At 41.1% G+C, this 15,785-nt stretch carries 19 protein-coding genes; 2 read left to right on the top strand and 17 right to left on the bottom strand.

Going from position 1 to position 15,785, the window contains the following annotated elements:
- Positions 1 to 10 precede the first annotated feature (10 nt).
- The 9 genes from ACFVVF_RS26020 to ACFVVF_RS25980 form a co-directional block, all read right to left on the bottom strand.
- Entirely contained in the window at positions 11 to 1,138 is a 1,128-nt protein-coding gene (locus tag ACFVVF_RS26020; protein ID WP_387815749.1) for an NAD(P)H-dependent flavin oxidoreductase, read from the bottom strand.
- A gap of 23 nt (positions 1,139 to 1,161) precedes the next feature.
- The gene (locus ACFVVF_RS26015; protein WP_387815703.1) at positions 1,162 to 1,593 is read right to left on the bottom strand and encodes an organic hydroperoxide resistance protein; all 432 of its coding nucleotides are present in this window, start codon (positions 1,591 to 1,593) and stop codon (positions 1,162 to 1,164) included.
- 183 nt (positions 1,594 to 1,776) lie between these two features.
- On the bottom strand, positions 1,777 to 2,019 hold the full coding sequence (locus ACFVVF_RS26010) for a tautomerase family protein (protein ID WP_387815702.1): 243 nt from the start codon (positions 2,017 to 2,019) through the stop codon (positions 1,777 to 1,779).
- Positions 2,020 to 2,052: 33 nt separating this feature from the next.
- Complete coding sequence (locus ACFVVF_RS26005) at positions 2,053 to 2,790, bottom strand: SDR family NAD(P)-dependent oxidoreductase (RefSeq protein ID WP_387815700.1); 738 nt, start codon at positions 2,788 to 2,790, stop codon at positions 2,053 to 2,055.
- Positions 2,791 to 2,829: 39 nt separating this feature from the next.
- The gene (gene wrbA / locus ACFVVF_RS26000; RefSeq protein WP_387815698.1) at positions 2,830 to 3,489 is read right to left on the bottom strand and encodes an NAD(P)H:quinone oxidoreductase; all 660 of its coding nucleotides are present in this window, start codon (positions 3,487 to 3,489) and stop codon (positions 2,830 to 2,832) included.
- A gap of 57 nt (positions 3,490 to 3,546) precedes the next feature.
- Complete coding sequence (locus ACFVVF_RS25995; RefSeq protein WP_387815696.1) at positions 3,547 to 4,179, bottom strand: DsbA family oxidoreductase; 633 nt, start codon at positions 4,177 to 4,179, stop codon at positions 3,547 to 3,549.
- Positions 4,179 to 4,718 carry an NAD(P)H-dependent oxidoreductase gene (locus tag ACFVVF_RS25990; RefSeq protein WP_387815694.1) on the bottom strand — a complete coding sequence of 180 codons (540 nt, stop codon included), beginning with the start codon at positions 4,716 to 4,718 and terminating at the stop codon, positions 4,179 to 4,181. The genes ACFVVF_RS25995 and ACFVVF_RS25990 overlap by 1 nt, the downstream gene beginning before the upstream one ends.
- Before the next feature lie 39 nt (positions 4,719 to 4,757).
- On the bottom strand, positions 4,758 to 5,084 hold the full coding sequence (locus ACFVVF_RS25985; RefSeq protein ID WP_387815692.1) for an NIPSNAP family protein: 327 nt from the start codon (positions 5,082 to 5,084) through the stop codon (positions 4,758 to 4,760).
- A gap of 295 nt (positions 5,085 to 5,379) precedes the next feature.
- Positions 5,380 to 5,943 (bottom strand): TetR/AcrR family transcriptional regulator, encoded by a 564-nt coding sequence (locus ACFVVF_RS25980; RefSeq protein ID WP_387815690.1) that lies wholly within the window; start codon positions 5,941 to 5,943, stop codon positions 5,380 to 5,382.
- Between the two features lie 261 nt (positions 5,944 to 6,204).
- On the opposite strand from ACFVVF_RS25980, the gene ACFVVF_RS25975 reads away from it, so the two are divergent.
- Positions 6,205 to 7,059, top strand: a complete 855-nt coding sequence (locus tag ACFVVF_RS25975) for an alpha/beta fold hydrolase (RefSeq protein ID WP_387815688.1) — start codon at positions 6,205 to 6,207, stop codon at positions 7,057 to 7,059.
- Positions 7,060 to 7,190: 131 nt separating this feature from the next.
- Complete coding sequence (locus ACFVVF_RS25970) at positions 7,191 to 8,291, top strand: GerAB/ArcD/ProY family transporter (RefSeq protein ID WP_387815686.1); 1,101 nt, start codon at positions 7,191 to 7,193, stop codon at positions 8,289 to 8,291.
- Positions 8,292 to 8,293: 2 nt separating this feature from the next.
- Here ACFVVF_RS25970 and ACFVVF_RS25965 read toward each other — a convergent pair whose 3' ends face one another.
- From ACFVVF_RS25965 to ACFVVF_RS25930, 8 genes are all read right to left on the bottom strand, one after another.
- Positions 8,294 to 8,515 (bottom strand): hypothetical protein, encoded by a 222-nt coding sequence (locus ACFVVF_RS25965; RefSeq protein WP_387815684.1) that lies wholly within the window; start codon positions 8,513 to 8,515, stop codon positions 8,294 to 8,296.
- Positions 8,512 to 9,672 (bottom strand): Ger(x)C family spore germination protein, encoded by a 1,161-nt coding sequence (locus ACFVVF_RS25960; RefSeq protein WP_387815682.1) that lies wholly within the window; start codon positions 9,670 to 9,672, stop codon positions 8,512 to 8,514. The genes ACFVVF_RS25965 and ACFVVF_RS25960 overlap by 4 nt, the downstream gene beginning before the upstream one ends.
- 19 nt (positions 9,673 to 9,691) lie before the next feature.
- Entirely contained in the window at positions 9,692 to 11,236 is a 1,545-nt protein-coding gene (locus ACFVVF_RS25955; protein ID WP_387815680.1) for a spore germination protein, read from the bottom strand.
- Between the two features lie 214 nt (positions 11,237 to 11,450).
- Complete coding sequence (locus tag ACFVVF_RS25950; protein WP_387815678.1) at positions 11,451 to 11,999, bottom strand: hypothetical protein; 549 nt, start codon at positions 11,997 to 11,999, stop codon at positions 11,451 to 11,453.
- A 35-nt stretch (positions 12,000 to 12,034) separates the two neighbouring features.
- Positions 12,035 to 12,649 carry a cysteine hydrolase family protein gene (locus tag ACFVVF_RS25945; RefSeq protein WP_387815676.1) on the bottom strand — a complete coding sequence of 205 codons (615 nt, stop codon included), beginning with the start codon at positions 12,647 to 12,649 and terminating at the stop codon, positions 12,035 to 12,037.
- Positions 12,650 to 12,889: 240 nt separating this feature from the next.
- Positions 12,890 to 13,426 carry a hypothetical protein gene (locus ACFVVF_RS25940; RefSeq protein ID WP_387815674.1) on the bottom strand — a complete coding sequence of 179 codons (537 nt, stop codon included), beginning with the start codon at positions 13,424 to 13,426 and terminating at the stop codon, positions 12,890 to 12,892.
- 138 nt (positions 13,427 to 13,564) lie between these two features.
- Complete coding sequence (locus tag ACFVVF_RS25935) at positions 13,565 to 14,386, bottom strand: enoyl-CoA hydratase/isomerase family protein (RefSeq protein ID WP_387815672.1); 822 nt, start codon at positions 14,384 to 14,386, stop codon at positions 13,565 to 13,567.
- A gap of 25 nt (positions 14,387 to 14,411) precedes the next feature.
- On the bottom strand, positions 14,412 to 15,758 hold the full coding sequence (locus ACFVVF_RS25930) for an MFS transporter (protein ID WP_387815670.1): 1,347 nt from the start codon (positions 15,756 to 15,758) through the stop codon (positions 14,412 to 14,414).
- Positions 15,759 to 15,785 lie beyond the last annotated feature (27 nt).

Genomic DNA, 15,785 nt, shown 5'->3' with positions numbered 1-15,785 from the left:
TCGAAAACAATTAATGAACGGTATTAAGAAGAATCGTTTGAGCTTGACGGACGGTTTCTTCCACGATACTTGCTGCGCTTTGACCCGCTGTCAACATTCTTAAACCTTGCCCAGCCCATAATGACATAAAGTCGGGATTATTTTGTCTCGACGCCGCATTTCGAATGTCCCTTGTTGCTGTATTCTGTGTCGGGAACTTAAGTGGTTCAATGCCTCTCTTATCCCAATTCTCGATAAAAGCGTTCTTTACTCCTCTTGCCGGGCGACCAGAAAATGCGTTTGTAATGGTTGTGCTCTCCTCATTGGAAGAAAGCAATATTTTCTGATAAGCTTCATGAGCACCAGATTCGATTGAAGTCAAAAAGCGAGTGCCCATTTGCACTCCTTCAGCGCCTAGCGCAAGCGCGGCGACAAGTCCACGTCCGTCCATAATCCCTCCGGCCGCAATAACAGGAATGCCCACCTGGTCTACCATTTGTGGCACTAGTGCCATTGTTCCAATATTAGCGCCCATAGGCCGACTTGAGATATCGAAAGTTCCGCGGTGCCCTCCTGCTTCACTTCCTTGAGCCACGATAGCATCACTACCTGCTTGCTCAGCCAAAAGTGCTTCCTGCACTGTCGTCGCCATTGTCACAATTCGAATGCCATGCGATTTAGCTTGCTTCATCATATGTGTAGGAAGAACACCGAAAGCCGTGCTGATCACCGGTACTTGTTCCTCAATCAGAACTGCGAATTGTTGCTCAAAATACTCAGGCGACTGTACTTGATCTCCCTGAACTAGTGGAATGTCTAAAATCTTTCGTATCTCGTTTAATTCCCGCTGAACTTCTTCGGTTCTCGAATTGTCATCAACAGTTTGAATTGAGAACAAATTCACTCCGAAGGGAGCGTTCGTTAGCTTACGAAGCTCTCGTATTGCAGCGCGAAGCACTTCGGGCGTCATATAAGCGGATCCCAGTATCCCAAGCCCCCCTGCATTGGATACGGCAGCAGCCAATTTAACCGTCCCGGGTCCACCTGCCATCCCTGCCAAAAAGATGGGATAACGGATATGAAACAATCGACACAGCGCGGTATCTAGATTCATTGTACTAGTCCTCCAATCTACATCATCCGGCTTTCCAAAATTTATTAGATGTTCGATTTATGCGCGGTTTAAACCACCACGTTTGTGATGAATTCGATATTTCCGCGGGTTGCACGAGAATAAGGGCAAACATCGTGAGCTTCTTCGACGAGTTGCTTCGCTACCTCCGTCTCTACACCCTTAATTGTGATGTCCATAGTTACTGACAAAACAAAGCCGTCGTTCACATCCTTGCCAATCGTAACAAGTGACGTTATTTTTGTACCTTCCGATTTAATTTTCTTTTTTCTTAATACAACGCCCAGCGCACCTTCAAAGCATGCAGCAAATCCGGCGGCAAAAAGCTGTTCCGGATTAGTTCCATCCCCTCCGGGACCTCCTAATTCCTGAGGAACTATTAATTTCAAATCTAGAAAACCATCACTGGATACCGCTCTTCCTGCCCTTCCGCCTTCTACTGTTACGGTAGCTGTGTACAATTTCTTTTCAATTTTATCCATCTTCGCTGCTCTCCTTTACGATATGGAACTTACAATTTATTTTCAGGTAAATTCTTATTTCCTATGCGGAAAAAAATTGCACATATATAGTCAGTAAGAACGTCCGTTCAAATATTTTTATTGAACGAACGTTCTTTATACTTTAAATCAATCACGATAGTTTGAAACCGACAAGGACTTTGACTATTGTTCTTTCTTCTTATTGGCCAGTTGTCGACGATATTCTAACGCAGGCAATCCGCCCCAGCCCCAATTATCTGTATCAACTTCTTCGATAACGACAAAAGTAGATTCTAATGGTTTATTCAATACGTTAAGCAGAAGTTCACTAACCCCTTTAATAAGCTCCGCTTTTTCTTCAGCCGTTACAGATTGACGATCAGGCGTAGTTCCCTCACGGGTTACTTGAATTGTAACAATAGGCATTAGATATACCTTCCTCTCAGCTTACAATATTATTTATTTGCCGGCATTTTGCCCGCCATCAACATAAATGGTCTCACCTGTTATAAATTCAGCCGATTCCAAAAATAAAACGGCATCTACCACTTCATGTGCCTCACCCATACGGCCCATTGGGTGCAGCTTAGCTAGTGCTTCGTGTGATTCAATGGCGTGCATTGGTGTTTTTATAACTCCAGGCGAAACTGCATTAGCTCGAATGCCTCGAGAAGCATATTCTATAGCCAGCGATTTCGTCGCCGATTTCAACCCACCCTTGGTTAGTGAAGCCAGTACCGAAGGAACTGCAGAAGAAGGCTGATCTACCAGACTCGTCGTTATTGTAACAATGTGTCCCGTTCCTTGCTTCAACATTTGTGTTACCGCTCGTTGCGTAATATGGAAGAATCCAATCACATTAGTGGATAAATAAGTTTCAAATTCTTCTTCCGTGTACTCTGTAAACGGCTTGGACAAGAAAATACCAGCATTATTCACCAGAGTGTCGATACGTCCAAAATGGATCAAACTTTCATCGATTACTTGCTGTGCAACTTTAGGTTCAGCAATGTTGCCGGCAACGAAACGGACTTGCTTTCCTGTAGGATCAATTTCTTTTGCAGCCTCAGCCAGTGCTTGTTCTCGCCGTCCATTAATAACCACATTAGCACCTTGCTTCACCATCTCAATTGCCATAGCCTTTCCAAGTCCGCTGCTTCCACCAGATATTACAAACACTTTTCCCTGAATCGTCATTTTGTTCATACTCCTTTAATGTTGTTGTTACTTCTTTTATTATTGCCCTAAACCATTTATAACCCATCCTGCAATCGTTACAGTACGTTTTGCTTGATGCTCCGCTGCAGCACGAACATCTTCCTTCATTGCCCCGTTCTGATCCACGGTTACACTAGTACCATAAGGATTACCGCCAGCCACGAACACGGATGGATCCGTAAATCCTGGAGCTGCAACAATCGCACCCCAGTGATACATCGAAGTGTACAACTGGAGGATTGTTTGTTCTTGTCCGGCATTGGCGTTTTGAGCGGAAGTCATTGCACTCACAACTTTATTCACCGTTTTACCTTGAGCCCAAAGGCCGCCTGTTGTATCAAGGAATTGCTTCATTTGAGCCGGAAGATTACCAAATCGAGTAGGCATGCTAAAGATGATCGCATCTGCCCATTCCAAGTCTGCTAAAGACACAGTTGGAATATTCTTCGTCTCTTCAAGATGTGATTTCCAAGAAGGGCTTCCATCAATTACGGATTGTGGTGCAGTTTCTGCTACTTTCAAAATTTTTACATCTGCCCCTGCTTTACGACCGCCTTCCGCAGCCCATTGAGCCAACTGAAAGTTTGTACCATTAGAACTATAGTAGATAACCGCTAAATTCACTTTTTTCGACATTTGTGATGTCTCCTTATTAAATAGTTTTTTGAACAAACTCATAATCCATCGCTCCAAATTTTATTAATATCCGATAATTTCAGATCCGTTATTGAAAGGTCAAATATTTTCAAATACTTGTATAAATTCATCGGGAGATTTTAAGCCTGAAAGTCTAATCTCGTTATTAACGACAAAGTAAGGAACCCCTCTAACCCCTAGCTTTTGAGCGTCGCTTTGCCCTGACTCAACTTTTTCAAGACCCTCGCCGTTCAAAAGGCGAATTTTTAGCTCAGATGCATCATCGACCAGTCCGGCAGCTTGTCCTATCTCCGCTAGTTCATTGACATCACCGATATTAATGCCTTTTTCAAAATATGCCGTATACATTTTATCAATCAGTTGCTCTTGCAGCTCCTCTGGAGCAATAGCAATTAATTGATGAGACAGTGTAGTATTGGGTGTAAATTTCACAATATCCATATTAAATGCAAGACCGAAATGAGCTCCATATTGGTTATACTGCCTCATTCTTGCTTCGAACTGCGCAGTACCGCCTAAACGACCGATCATAACTTCCCGATAATCTTCTCCTTCAGGACGGATATCAGGGTTAAGCTGAAAAGCATGCCAACGAATGGTTACCTCTGTTCCTTCAGGCAATTGTTCCAAAGCGGTTCGCAGACTAGCTGTTCCCATACGACACCACGGGCAAATTGTATCCATAAAAACATCTATGATTAAAGTTTTCATTATTTAACCACTACGGGTTTTACCGTTTTAATGTGCTGGATGTAATCCAGACTGCTTTTTACCAACCGTTCTTCCGTAACATCGGAAGTGTCGTTGAGTGAAAAATGAGGGAGATACGAGGCACTAATAAACTCAGCCAGCGCTTCGATCGGCCGCAAAATTTCTTGTAAAGTAAAGCGGTTAGAACCGGTAGCTTGATAAGATGCAGCAGTACCATAGGTTGAAGTAGCCACACCGATTTCTTTCCCCGCTGTTTTAGTGCCTTCCGGACCATATGCCCAGCCATATAACAGTACTGAGTCAAACCATTTTTTCAACAATGGCGGTGTGCTGTACCAGTACAGAGGAAATTGGAAAATTATCCGGTCATGTGCTTCAATCAATTGTTGCTCCTTAGCCACATTAATGTTTTCATCAGGATACGTTTTGTATAACTCATGAACCGTAATATCATCATTTTTTTGCAGTTCTTTCACCCATGATTTATTCCAGTTGGATGCATCAAGGTTGGGATGAGCGACAATTACCAAAGTTTTCATTGTTATCGACTCCATTTCATATTTTTTTATTACCATTCTTCAGTGAGACTTTTTATTCTCAAAAAATGATACATCTTTCATGAAAATGCTTTCTTGCTTATGAATTAATGCTCCATTAATTTCAGAAATTTTTCTAACTTCAATCCAAGCAGGATCATTACGAAAACTATCGTAATTAACATTACGCTGCTCCATATTTTCATGCTCAACAATATAAAGTAGGCGATCACCATCAGATTCTTCCCAAAAATGCGTTATGTTCATGTTATGGTTCCCAAATAACTGAATAACATGATTTTTGAATCTGTCTTGAATAGCCTGCATCTTACCAGAATTAATATGATAAATTCGCAATTCGTACAGCATCTCTCGTCGTCACCTCCTTAATCTGTCCCTTTATTCATCTATCTATTAATTCATAGATTATATTCATGCAACTTAATAAAACAAAAGTCCGTACAGTACCTTGCGCCGTCACCTCCTTTCAACCATCTCATCTATCTACTAATTCATAGATAAAATTCAAATAATCGCTACATCCTCCTTCGGCTACCTCACTTGATTCTATCTACTAATTCATAGATTGAATTCAAGCCATTCATCTTCAATTAACTAAAGTTAACATGTACAAATGAATGGAAAGAAAATCTGCCTTTTTTAGTTAAATCAAAGCGGCTATAAGTCCTTCCGCAATTAGATTGAATCGATTTTGATCCCGGAAACTTCTTGCTAATAGCTGTGCCCCTTGAAGTGACGCAAGAAATTGATGGGCAACTGTCTCTGAAGAACCCGTAAAGTTTAATTGACCTTCACTCCGTCCCTCATCCAATACTCGTCTCAACCAATCCAAATTGCTTGTAAACAACTTTGCAATTCCATCTAGTGTTTGACCCGATAACGAGGCTAGGTCAGTAGCAAGCATAACACCCATACAAGTACAATATTCCTTAACTGGACCACTATAAAGTTGGATGAATTTTTGTAATTTTTCTATATTGTCATTTATTTCGGCATCAATTTGAGCAATTGAAGCCAGAAAATTGTTGTAATACCTCTCAATCAGTGCTTCTCCGAGATCCTCCTTATTCGGGAAATAGTAATGAATACTTGAGGTACGTATTCCTACTTTTTTAGCGATGTGAGCATAACTGAAACCATTGAACCCAAATTCTTGTACAATCGACTGCGCGGTATCTAGAATAACTTCTTCGGTATTTTTGTTCATGCTCGCATTCTACCTTTTAATAGATACCCTGTCAACCTTGTGTGGAGCGGTTCGAGTAAGGCTAATAATAATCAAAAAGACATGAATAGTCCATCATTTTAGGTATATGAAATATTGATACTTAGTATCTCATTTCTGTATTTTACATGATTGTAATATCGGTGTATCATCTTAGCAATGATCGCTAAGGTCCGTAAAAGAATAATGAATATATGTTGGACATCAGGGAATAATCAAGGTAAATATGTAGGAGGCAAAGATATGACAACTTATCATTCATTAGAGATCGAAGGATTAGAAGTATTTTATCGTAAAGCTGGCAACCCAGAAAAACCAGTTATTCTTTTATTCCATGGCTTTCCGTCTGCTGGCCATATGTTTAGGGATCTTATACCCGTTTTAGAAAAAGATTATTATCTAATCGCTCCTGATTATCCTGGATTCGGGAACTCTTCATCACCTGACAGGAAAGAGTTTGAGTATACTTTTGATCAAATTACTAAAATTATGATGTCGTTTATCGATAAACTACAACTGACTAAGTACGCGTTATATGTTTTTGATTATGGAGCTCCTATCGGCTTTCGTATAGCCATGCAACGTCCAGATTGTGTAGCAGCAATCATAAGCCAAAACGGAAACATATATCGTGAAGGACTTGGTGAAAAATGGGCAGCACGAGAAGAATATTGGTCTAATCCTACTTTAGAAAAAAGAGAAAGTTATCGGACAGCATTCTCACCTGACACAATCAGAAATCAGTATGTTCAGGGGACAAAAGAAAATAGCGTTTCTCCAGATGGTTATAATCTTGATATTGCTTACATGTCTCGTTCGGGAAATGATGAAAAACAATTAGACTTAATTTTCGACTATCAAACCAATGTAAGATTGTACTCACAATTTCAAAACTATCTCCAGCAATATCAGCCTCCCTTATTGGCAGTATGGGGGGAGAATGATGTGTCATTTATTCCGGCAGGTGCCAAAGCTTTCAGAAAAGATCTGCCTGAAGCTGAGATCCATTTATTAGATACAGGGCACTTTGCATTAGAAACACATGCGCTTGAAATTGGCGAGTTGATGCTAAAGTTTTTAAAGAATAATGGAATTTAAAAAATGGACAAGGGACATTCAAGATGCTGTTACGCAGCTTGAATGTCCTTTTAGTTTGTTTACGAGCTATTAATAAAGGCAATAATTGATATAGATCTGTAGAGATGAAGACAAAAGGAAGGAGAAAGTTAATGACACCCGCTGAAAAAATATCGCCAACTCAACTTAGTTTATTGCTTTTTTCCTTTATAGCTCCAACAGTCATTCTGATCATACCGAATGTAACCGTCGAAATTTCTAAACAAGACGCATGGATGACGATTTTCCCTTCTATCCTGATCGGGTCAATAAACATCTGGGTAATGATCCTATTATCTAAACGCTACCCGGGTCAAACCATTATTCAGTACAGCTCACAAATCATAGGCAAATGGCTAAGTAAATTGATGGGGCTGTATATTCTATACTACTGGATTAATTTTAATTTCATCATTATTAATCAGCATATACAGTTTGTAAATACCGTTCTGCTCCATAGGAGCCCACCCATCGTTCTCAGTCTATCATTAGCACTCTTATGCGGCATAGCTGTTTATATGGGGATTGAATCTATTGCAAGATGCAACGAGTACCTTGCCTTAGTTATGTTTGTTTTATTGATTCCGCTCCTGATGCTCATGCTTGCAGAATATGACCCAGAGCGGCTCCGTCCTGTGTTGAGTAACGGTTTGTTCCCGGTCCTCCAGGGATCAATTTTTCCAGCTGCTTATTTAAGTCAATTTTTTATTTTAGGATGGCTTCTTCCTTATTTAAATAAACCGAAAAAAGCATTAAAGGCTTCCTTTTTCGGTTTATTTACGATCTCTGGACTTCTAGCCATTATTATGATACCTATGATCATGATATTTGGGCCTTTAACGGAAAAACTGACGTTTCCCTTATTGAGCGTCATACAGTACATAGGAATTCAAGGAAGCTTTGAGCGCATGGAAGCCTTAGCGGTAGCTATATGGGTTATGGGCAGTTTTATAAAAATATCCCTTACCTTCTTTGTTATCTGTCTAAGTATCGGTCAGCTTTGTAACATTAAAGGCTATAAGGACCTTGTAATCCCTATAACGATTTTGTCCGTATTAGGATCGATTTCAGTTTTTGTAAATTATTCTACCGATTTAAATCATTATCTTAGATATACCTATCCCAGCCACGCTTTATTTACACAATTAGCTCTACCTCTTATCCTTCTAATGATTGATTCTATAAAAAAACTTTGGAAGAAGTCAGTACTTTAGTTTTATTGTTGTAAAATGATTTTTCCGAGAGGTTCAAATAAGGTTCTCGCTATAATGGTTGTGCTTGGTATATGTACTTTGGCAATGGTTAAAATGCCGACTATTATACATACCCCCATCAAGCTGTTATATAAAATAGCCGCTTTAGGCTGTTTTATATGTCGCAAATAATAAATAGTCAGGCTCAACATCACGACAACAAAAGTTACGATTTGCAGGATCATCTTCTCATCTCCTTGTTCTTCATATCAAATGAAGAATGAATCATTCCAGCACCTTTGATCGTCAGATTCACTTCAACTGATATATCGGCCTCTGGAAATCGCGAATCCCATTGATTTTTCAAGACGGCCCACTTTTTCGGATTATTTTTATATAGTTCTTGGCCAAAACCTACACTATCTACTTGATACTTTTTTTGAATTTTAATGAGAAAATCTTGCACTTGTTTCTTAGCAGCACTTTCTAATGCGCTTTTTATGACATTCAAATTTCCTGGTTCGTTAATATCTAAACTGGAAGTATTCTCGGCCAAACTTCCCTGACCTTCGAGTAGAATCTTAAAGTGGACAAAATCATTTGAATTCTTCGTTATGATTTTGCGGTCAGCATGGTTTAGAACCAAACCCACTTCGCCTCCATGGGGTAATTTTGCCGTAATTCGACCTGCCTTCAGCTGGTTCGTCACCCACAACAGCCCCAATGTTTCTTTTTCATTCAACAAACCAAGCAGTTTGAAATCTTTAAATACACCGGCACCCGCAAAATTGTAAATTTCCTTATCGGTATCTTTAGAGTACATATCTGGCTCGATTGCCCCTATAACAGGGTGAACGCCTTCACTTGCATACGTCATATAAAAATCGCGTAATGTTACGGCTAAATCTTGTCCTGAGATCTCCATTTCTTTCACCGCTTCGATTGATACTTGCTTGAAAGGATACTTCATTTTCAAAATGTCCCGTCCTTCTCCTCCTTTCACAATCATGATATAGGTCTTTAACCGATACTTAGGATCATGAGTGAAAATATCTAACACATCATCAATTCCATGCCTGGCTAAATGTTCACTGATGAAAATAACGCTTCGATGTGAGAAGAATAATATACGTGAGCTCTTCTTCTGAAGTTTCCGGTGAATCTCATTCCCGTCTTTTCCTTCTGCAGAAATGATGAAAAATTGATTGTCTTTTACTCCACCCCGATTTCCCCCCTCTGTAGATGAAGGTATGGCGACTTGAAGAGAACACAGTATGTTACCATCGTCCGATAGATCCATGGCAGTAGCTGTAACAAATGCAAGATCATTAATTTCCGTACGATCCCAACATCCGCAAAGAATGATGAGCATGAGAAATATCATACATTTAAATGTTCTCATCTATTCTCCCTCCAGCTTTTTATGAGCCTCCACTCAAATCTCCAAGACGATCTTCTCGTGAATTGGGATTGTTGGAATGCCGAAATTTCATCCATATCGGCAGCCTTATTAAAACATTTTTCAATTCGCTAAACTTTAACGGAGCAATAGGAGAAAAGTAAAGAGTGCCGAATGACCGGAGAGAGGTGACATGCAGCATGATGCCCAGAAACCCTAAAACAATGCCATAGAGTCCCATAGTACCTGCTAAGAATAACATTGGAAAACGAAGTAATCGGATCCCATTTGAAAAACTGTACCGAGGAATTGTAAACATGGATATTCCAGTTATTGACACGATAATGACTACCGGAGCAGATATTAAACCTGCTTGGACAGCAGCCTGACCAATTACCAATCCTCCAACAATACTTATCGCTTGTCCCATCTGTTTAGGCAGACGAATACCAGCTTCCCGTAATGCTTCAAATATGATTTCAATAAGTAAAGCCTCAATCATGGCAGGAAACGGCACAGCTTCTCTTGAGGCCGCAATACTTAGTACAAGATCAGTAGGTATCATCTCCTGATGAAAGGTTGTAATCGCTACATATAACGGAGGGGCATATATTGCAAAGTTTATAAAAAGGAATCGAATCCATCGAATAAATGTAGCTACAGGCCAACGAATATAATAATCCTCACTCGCTTGAAGTCCTGCCCAAAACGTCATCGGAGCAATGAGTACAAATGGGGTAGTATCTACTAGAATGGCTACTTTTCCTTCAAGCAATTCAGCAACTGCTACGTCTGGGCGTTCTGTACTGTGTACTTGAGGAAATGGTGAAAAAGGTTGATCCTCAATAAATTCTTCGATATACCCTGAGTCGAGTACACCATCTAATTTAATCGTCTCTAATCTTGCCCGCACTTCGTCAACTAATGAATCGTTCGCAATCCCCTTTAGATATGAAATGGCTATACGCGTTTGAGACAGCTCGCCTAATGTAATATACGCTACCTTCAATTTTGGAGTTTTGAGCCTGCCACGTATCAGACTTATATTTGTTGAAAGACTTTCAATAAAACCTTCCCTCGGGCCGCGTACTACCGGCTCAGATGAAGGTTCATTTAGGCTTCTCTTGGCTGAACCAGAAATCGAAACCGTCATGATCTCACTGCTGCCTGCTATTAGGATGGCCGCATAACCCTCTAATAGATTACGAACGATATCTGATACATTTTTTGAAATGTTTGTAGGACCAGAGAAGATCAACTCGTCTTTAAGGTCTCCTTCTGTTTTAGCTCTAGTTGCATTTGCTATCATTGGTTTAATAACATACTCATCAAGCATTTTCTCATCAATGAGATTATCTATGTATACAATTAGCCATTTAATATGATGATTAACCTCGATATGCCGATATTCCAAATCAGAACAATCCTGAAACATTTCTTTTAAAATCTTTTCGTTTTGTTCAATATCTGAAGTAAACTCTTTCTTATGGTCTTCCTCCAGTTTATTACTTTTCAATTTAATGTTTCTCTCGTATTTATTGAAATTACCACTTCTAAATCTTCTCATCAGGACAACTCCATTAGATTAAAGTTTAATGAAGTTATTATTCCATATGGAGAAAAAACTATTCGACAACGTTATATTATGATTGAAAATTCGGCCATAAACGTGAACTATTTTAGCTCTCTCGTAGTAATCCCTCGGTTAGCTAGAGCAAAACATGAGAGAAAAGCATGAATATGCTTCTCCCTCCTGTTTTGTGTCGGTCATTTGTTAATAACTAATGCATTTCCCCGCGTGCAGCGCGTGCGATGCTATCTGCGAAAAGTGGCGCCTCTCGTCTGTTGTGATCCTCCGATATCTTTTGACGAGATGCGGAAGCCTGCTCAAACGTTAGTCCCTGACTTTCAAAAATACTCAATAAGTGTTCCGACGGATGAGTCTCCACGAAATTCGTAAATTCGGATTGACCGGCGTTGATGGATTTTACGCTGAGCTCCCAAATTACTTGCATTTGGGTTCGCTGCTCATTCGAAATAAAGACATCTGTCGTGGAGACCATCCGGCATTTATGTTTTTCGACGACCTCTCCGACATAATGCTGAATGGAGAGACTGGTGCCGATTTTCTCCACGTTGATCGACATTGGACGTCCGTCTTCAGTCGTCGTTGTTCCTACCGCAATGTGATCCGGAGGGCAGCAACGCTGATATTCAGCTTCGGATAACGAGAACAACCATTTTCCGATATCGACCTTTTCCACTGGAACGTCGATAATGTGGCTGAAGCTCGATTTTGCGAGGGTTAGATCTTCGCGAATTTTGGACATAAGTAAGCCTCCTCTATGGTACTTCGCCGAATCGTTTACAGCTGAGAAAGAAGTTCTTCCGTTGTTACAATTGCGTGAGCAAACGTAGGCCCATTAACTTCATGTGCCGAGTGCATTGCCTCTTGGCTATAAGCTGCAGTAGCATCTTTAACGAGAGTAACATGGTAGCCAAGCTCCGAGCCAAAGCGTGCGGTCGCTTCGATGCAGGTGTTAGCTAACAAACCGATAACAATAATCTTTTGTAAGCCATGCATTTTCAGCTGATGATCCAAGTCCGTGTTCGCAAATCCGCTGCTGGCCCAATGCTCTTTGATAATCACGTCGCCCTTCTGAGGTTGAAAATCGGGATGAAATTCCCCTCCCCAACTACCTTTGGCAAATATTTGTGATTGTTGAGCTCTGATCTGATTGGGATTCGGATACAACCAAGTATTGAAATCATCTGGTTCTGACCGATGATGGGGAACATAAAAAACACGGATTCCGGCTTTTCGAACCCTATCGACGATTTCTTTCAAATGTTCGAGCAGATTTACGGATTCTGATATTTCCTTATGACGGGGGTAAGCTTTACCTTCCGTAGATAAGAAATCATTATAGGGGTCAACCAATAATAAGCCCGTAATTCCTTTATCATAGGTTTTTGTCATGTGGCAATATTCCTCACTTTCCTATTGAAAGTAAATTTCGGTATAGGATTCGTCATTTGACTATACTTTATGCGGAATATCAAACCGGAGCGTAAATTTGTCTACGAAAAATTTATCTTTAGAGCATAAGAAAAAGGCACCCCTCCGGGTGCCTTTGCAGGTATATGAACCTTCATCCACATCAATATCAGGGCTGCTTATTGACAAGGTATCTATCCACTTACTAATTATAAATCCCTTTCATAATCCCGCAGCACGTGCAATGCTCTCCGCAAAAAGCGGTGTTTCCCGTTCGTTGTGATCCTCTACAACTTTTTGTCTGTCCTTCGCGACTTGTTCAAACGTTAGTCCCTGATTCGCGATGATTTCCAAAAAATCGTCGGTAGGATGCGATTGGACCGAATTCGTAAATTCTGTCTGATTATCGTTGACTGACTTAACGCTAAGCTCCCATACTACTTGCATTTGTGTTCTTCCGTTTGTAAGGAAGATATCGGACGTAGAAACCATTCGGCAAAAATCTTTATCTACGACCTCTCCGACATAGTGCTGTACCGCAAGACTCGTACCGATTGTCTCTACATTAATAGACATTGGACGACCGTCTTCGGTTGTGGTAGTGCCTACCGCAATATGGTCTGGAGGACAGCATCGCTGATATTCAGCGTCAGAAAGCGAAAATATCCATTTTCCAATGTCGACTTTCTCAACGGGAACATCGATAACATAGCTGCAGACTGATTGAGTGAGTGTAAGGTCTCCGCGTATCTCAGACATTCGAAAAACCTCCTTCTAAAATTTAGGTTCTTCGTTATTATGAGGTTACTCCTTTAATTTATTCAACGCTCTAAGGCAATGAATAAAAAAGACAGCGAAAGACTTTTCGAGATACTTTGATGTTGATCTTGCAACTGATTATTCTAAATTTCCAACGTGTTGACCAAAGTGAAGTTCGAAATCACCTGGTTTGCCAAGACCGCGTGCAAAAGCAGTCGATACTTTTCTTTGAGCAGTTGCTGACATTGCCCCCGTAATAAAGGCTGTTCGAGATTCCAGTATTTCCGCAGCAGCGGGAACTCCGATCCGATTAAGAAGTTCCTTCGCATCATTGAGCGCCTTTTTATCAAATGAAGCTATTCTGGAAGCCAAGTTCTCCACATAACCATTTAATTCTGCATCAGGAATAGCTCTGTTAATCCAGCCGTAACGTTCTGCTGTTTCAGCATCGAAATCATCTGCGCCTAGAACGATTTCAAGTGCCCGGGCGCGTCCCACCAAACGAGCTAGAGCCTCGTTGCCGCCTCCTCCTGGTACGACACCGACTCCAACCTCTGGCTGGCCAAAAACCGCCTTCTCTTTACTTGCAAACCGCATATCGCATGCTAAGGCAAATTCACTGCCGATTCCCCTTGCTCGTCCTCGAATTTCAGCAATGGTAACAACTGAAGTTCTGTATAATCGTGTAGCGAAATCAATCCACGCCGGAAGCTCCGTTTCTTTAGGTGTTTGTTGTTTTTCACCAGCTCTCGCCATATCATAGTGCGCAATGAAATATTCAGGATCGGCACTATCGAAAACAACAACTTTCAAATCAGGGTCTGCCTCAATTTGATCCATAAGTGTTAACAATTCAAATATCGTATCAGGATCCAGAAGATTTATAGGCGGATTATGAAAAGTAATTTGCCAATAAGCTGGTGTTTTGCGATTGACTGTAAATTGATTGAACGTGTTCATACTCACTTCTCCATTTCTATTTTGTTTAGGTACGACTTGCCCCATTATTAGGTAAGGACGCAACTCGTTGATTCGATCGTACATACCAAGTTAGCATGAGTAACGAACAGATACTAACTGCTATTAAAGCGGCATACACAAACTCATAGGCATGAACTAGTGAATGTTTCTTTTGAATATCCAGTAGTATGCCACAAACCGCTACAGAAAACGAACCGCCGAAAAACTGAATGAGCTGCATGAATCCCATGCCGGAACCAATCAAGCTGGATGGCAAAATACGGGTAGTTTCATTATTTAATGATGCTAACGATGCTGAAGCCGCAGGCGAGAAAAATAAGTATCCAACCAAGACTACCGCTGGCGATATGCCGATAATCGCCCAAAAAACAAGCAACACCAATGCTAAAGTAACCTGTCCGATCATGAGGACACGCATATTACCATAGCGATCAATCCAGCGCCCGACATAACGTGTTAGAAAGGCAGATAGGACAGCGCCAGGCGCAATTGTAAGGCCGATCATCAGCGGTGAATCCGTGAATAAATTAGCCAATACCAGAGGCATGATAAACAAATTTCCGAGATTCAGCACCAGGATACTGAAGCCGATAAAAAGCAGTTTTCGATACTTCGGCTCTGCGAAAAGTTTCGGGTTAATAAAAGACTCATTCTTTCGCTTGAGATGCCAGATATGAGCGACGATCGATATGATACCGATTGCCAGCCAGAAGAATGATCGCTGTGTGACGGCAGTCAGAATAGCCACCGCATTGACAACGGTCAGGACAGCGCCAAGCAAATCAAACCGGAATGGCTTTGGCTGTTCCTTAGGAAGCAGCCGCAGTAACACGGGGAGCAGCAGAAGCACAAGGCTCGTAACGCCAAACAACCCCTCCCAGCCGATGTATTCAGTAATTAGCCCTCCGACAATCGGCCCTAGACCGAATGCCATCGCAGATCCCGCCGAAATCATCGCGATCGCTCGGCCTCGTCTTTCATAAGGAATATATCGGCTCGCTATAACAAGGCCTAGTCCTGCTGTCACACCTGCGCCGGCAGATTGTGCAATTCGAGCAAACAACAGCGCTTCAAAATTAGAAGCAAAAATGCCGAACACAGATGCGAGACCCAGTATTACCAGCCCAATTGCCAACAGTCTTCGAATCGGCAGTACGTCAGAAAGCCTGCTGTATATCATCGTTGATAAGGCATAACCAATCGAATAACTTGAAATAATCCATGAACCAAGGGACGCTGATACGCCAATATCCCCAATAATGCTCGGGATCGAAACATTAAACATCGTCGTGTTCATAATCACGATGAACAGTCCGAAGGTCCATACCGGCATTACAATTTTGTCATTCATGTTGATACCGTCCTATCTATGATTTCA

This window comes from Paenibacillus sp. NPDC058174 (assembly GCF_042883865.1).
Classification (GTDB): Bacteria; Bacillota; Bacilli; order Paenibacillales; family Paenibacillaceae; genus Pristimantibacillus.
This window is presented reverse-complemented; position numbering and strand designations above follow the sequence as displayed.

Excerpts from the sequence above, each read along its gene's own strand:
- ACFVVF_RS26015 (WP_387815703.1), bottom strand. The coding sequence starts at position 1,593 with ATGGATAAAATTGAAAAGAAATTGTACACAGCTACCGTAACAGTAGAA.
- ACFVVF_RS26010 (WP_387815702.1), bottom strand. The coding sequence starts at position 2,019 with ATGCCTATTGTTACAATTCAAGTAACCCGTGAGGGAACTACGCCTGAT.
- ACFVVF_RS26005 (WP_387815700.1), bottom strand. The coding sequence starts at position 2,790 with ATGACGATTCAGGGAAAAGTGTTTGTAATATCTGGTGGAAGCAGCGGA.
- wrbA (WP_387815698.1), bottom strand. The coding sequence starts at position 3,489 with ATGAGTTTGTTCAAAAAACTATTTAATAAGGAGACATCACAAATGTCG.
- ACFVVF_RS25995 (WP_387815696.1), bottom strand. The coding sequence starts at position 4,179 with ATGAAAACTTTAATCATAGATGTTTTTATGGATACAATTTGCCCGTGG.
- ACFVVF_RS25990 (WP_387815694.1), bottom strand. The coding sequence starts at position 4,718 with ATGAAAACTTTGGTAATTGTCGCTCATCCCAACCTTGATGCATCCAAC.
- ACFVVF_RS25985 (WP_387815692.1), bottom strand. The coding sequence starts at position 5,084 with ATGCTGTACGAATTGCGAATTTATCATATTAATTCTGGTAAGATGCAG.
- ACFVVF_RS25980 (WP_387815690.1), bottom strand. The coding sequence starts at position 5,943 with ATGAACAAAAATACCGAAGAAGTTATTCTAGATACCGCGCAGTCGATT.
- ACFVVF_RS25975 (WP_387815688.1), top strand. The coding sequence starts at position 6,205 with ATGACAACTTATCATTCATTAGAGATCGAAGGATTAGAAGTATTTTAT.
- ACFVVF_RS25970 (WP_387815686.1), top strand. The coding sequence starts at position 7,191 with ATGACACCCGCTGAAAAAATATCGCCAACTCAACTTAGTTTATTGCTT.
- ACFVVF_RS25965 (WP_387815684.1), bottom strand. The coding sequence starts at position 8,515 with ATGATCCTGCAAATCGTAACTTTTGTTGTCGTGATGTTGAGCCTGACT.
- ACFVVF_RS25960 (WP_387815682.1), bottom strand. The coding sequence starts at position 9,672 with ATGAGAACATTTAAATGTATGATATTTCTCATGCTCATCATTCTTTGC.
- ACFVVF_RS25955 (WP_387815680.1), bottom strand. The coding sequence starts at position 11,236 with ATGAGAAGATTTAGAAGTGGTAATTTCAATAAATACGAGAGAAACATT.
- ACFVVF_RS25950 (WP_387815678.1), bottom strand. The coding sequence starts at position 11,999 with ATGTCCAAAATTCGCGAAGATCTAACCCTCGCAAAATCGAGCTTCAGC.
- ACFVVF_RS25945 (WP_387815676.1), bottom strand. The coding sequence starts at position 12,649 with ATGACAAAAACCTATGATAAAGGAATTACGGGCTTATTATTGGTTGAC.
- ACFVVF_RS25940 (WP_387815674.1), bottom strand. The coding sequence starts at position 13,426 with ATGTCTGAGATACGCGGAGACCTTACACTCACTCAATCAGTCTGCAGC.
- ACFVVF_RS25935 (WP_387815672.1), bottom strand. The coding sequence starts at position 14,386 with ATGAACACGTTCAATCAATTTACAGTCAATCGCAAAACACCAGCTTAT.
- ACFVVF_RS25930 (WP_387815670.1), bottom strand. The coding sequence starts at position 15,758 with ATGAATGACAAAATTGTAATGCCGGTATGGACCTTCGGACTGTTCATC.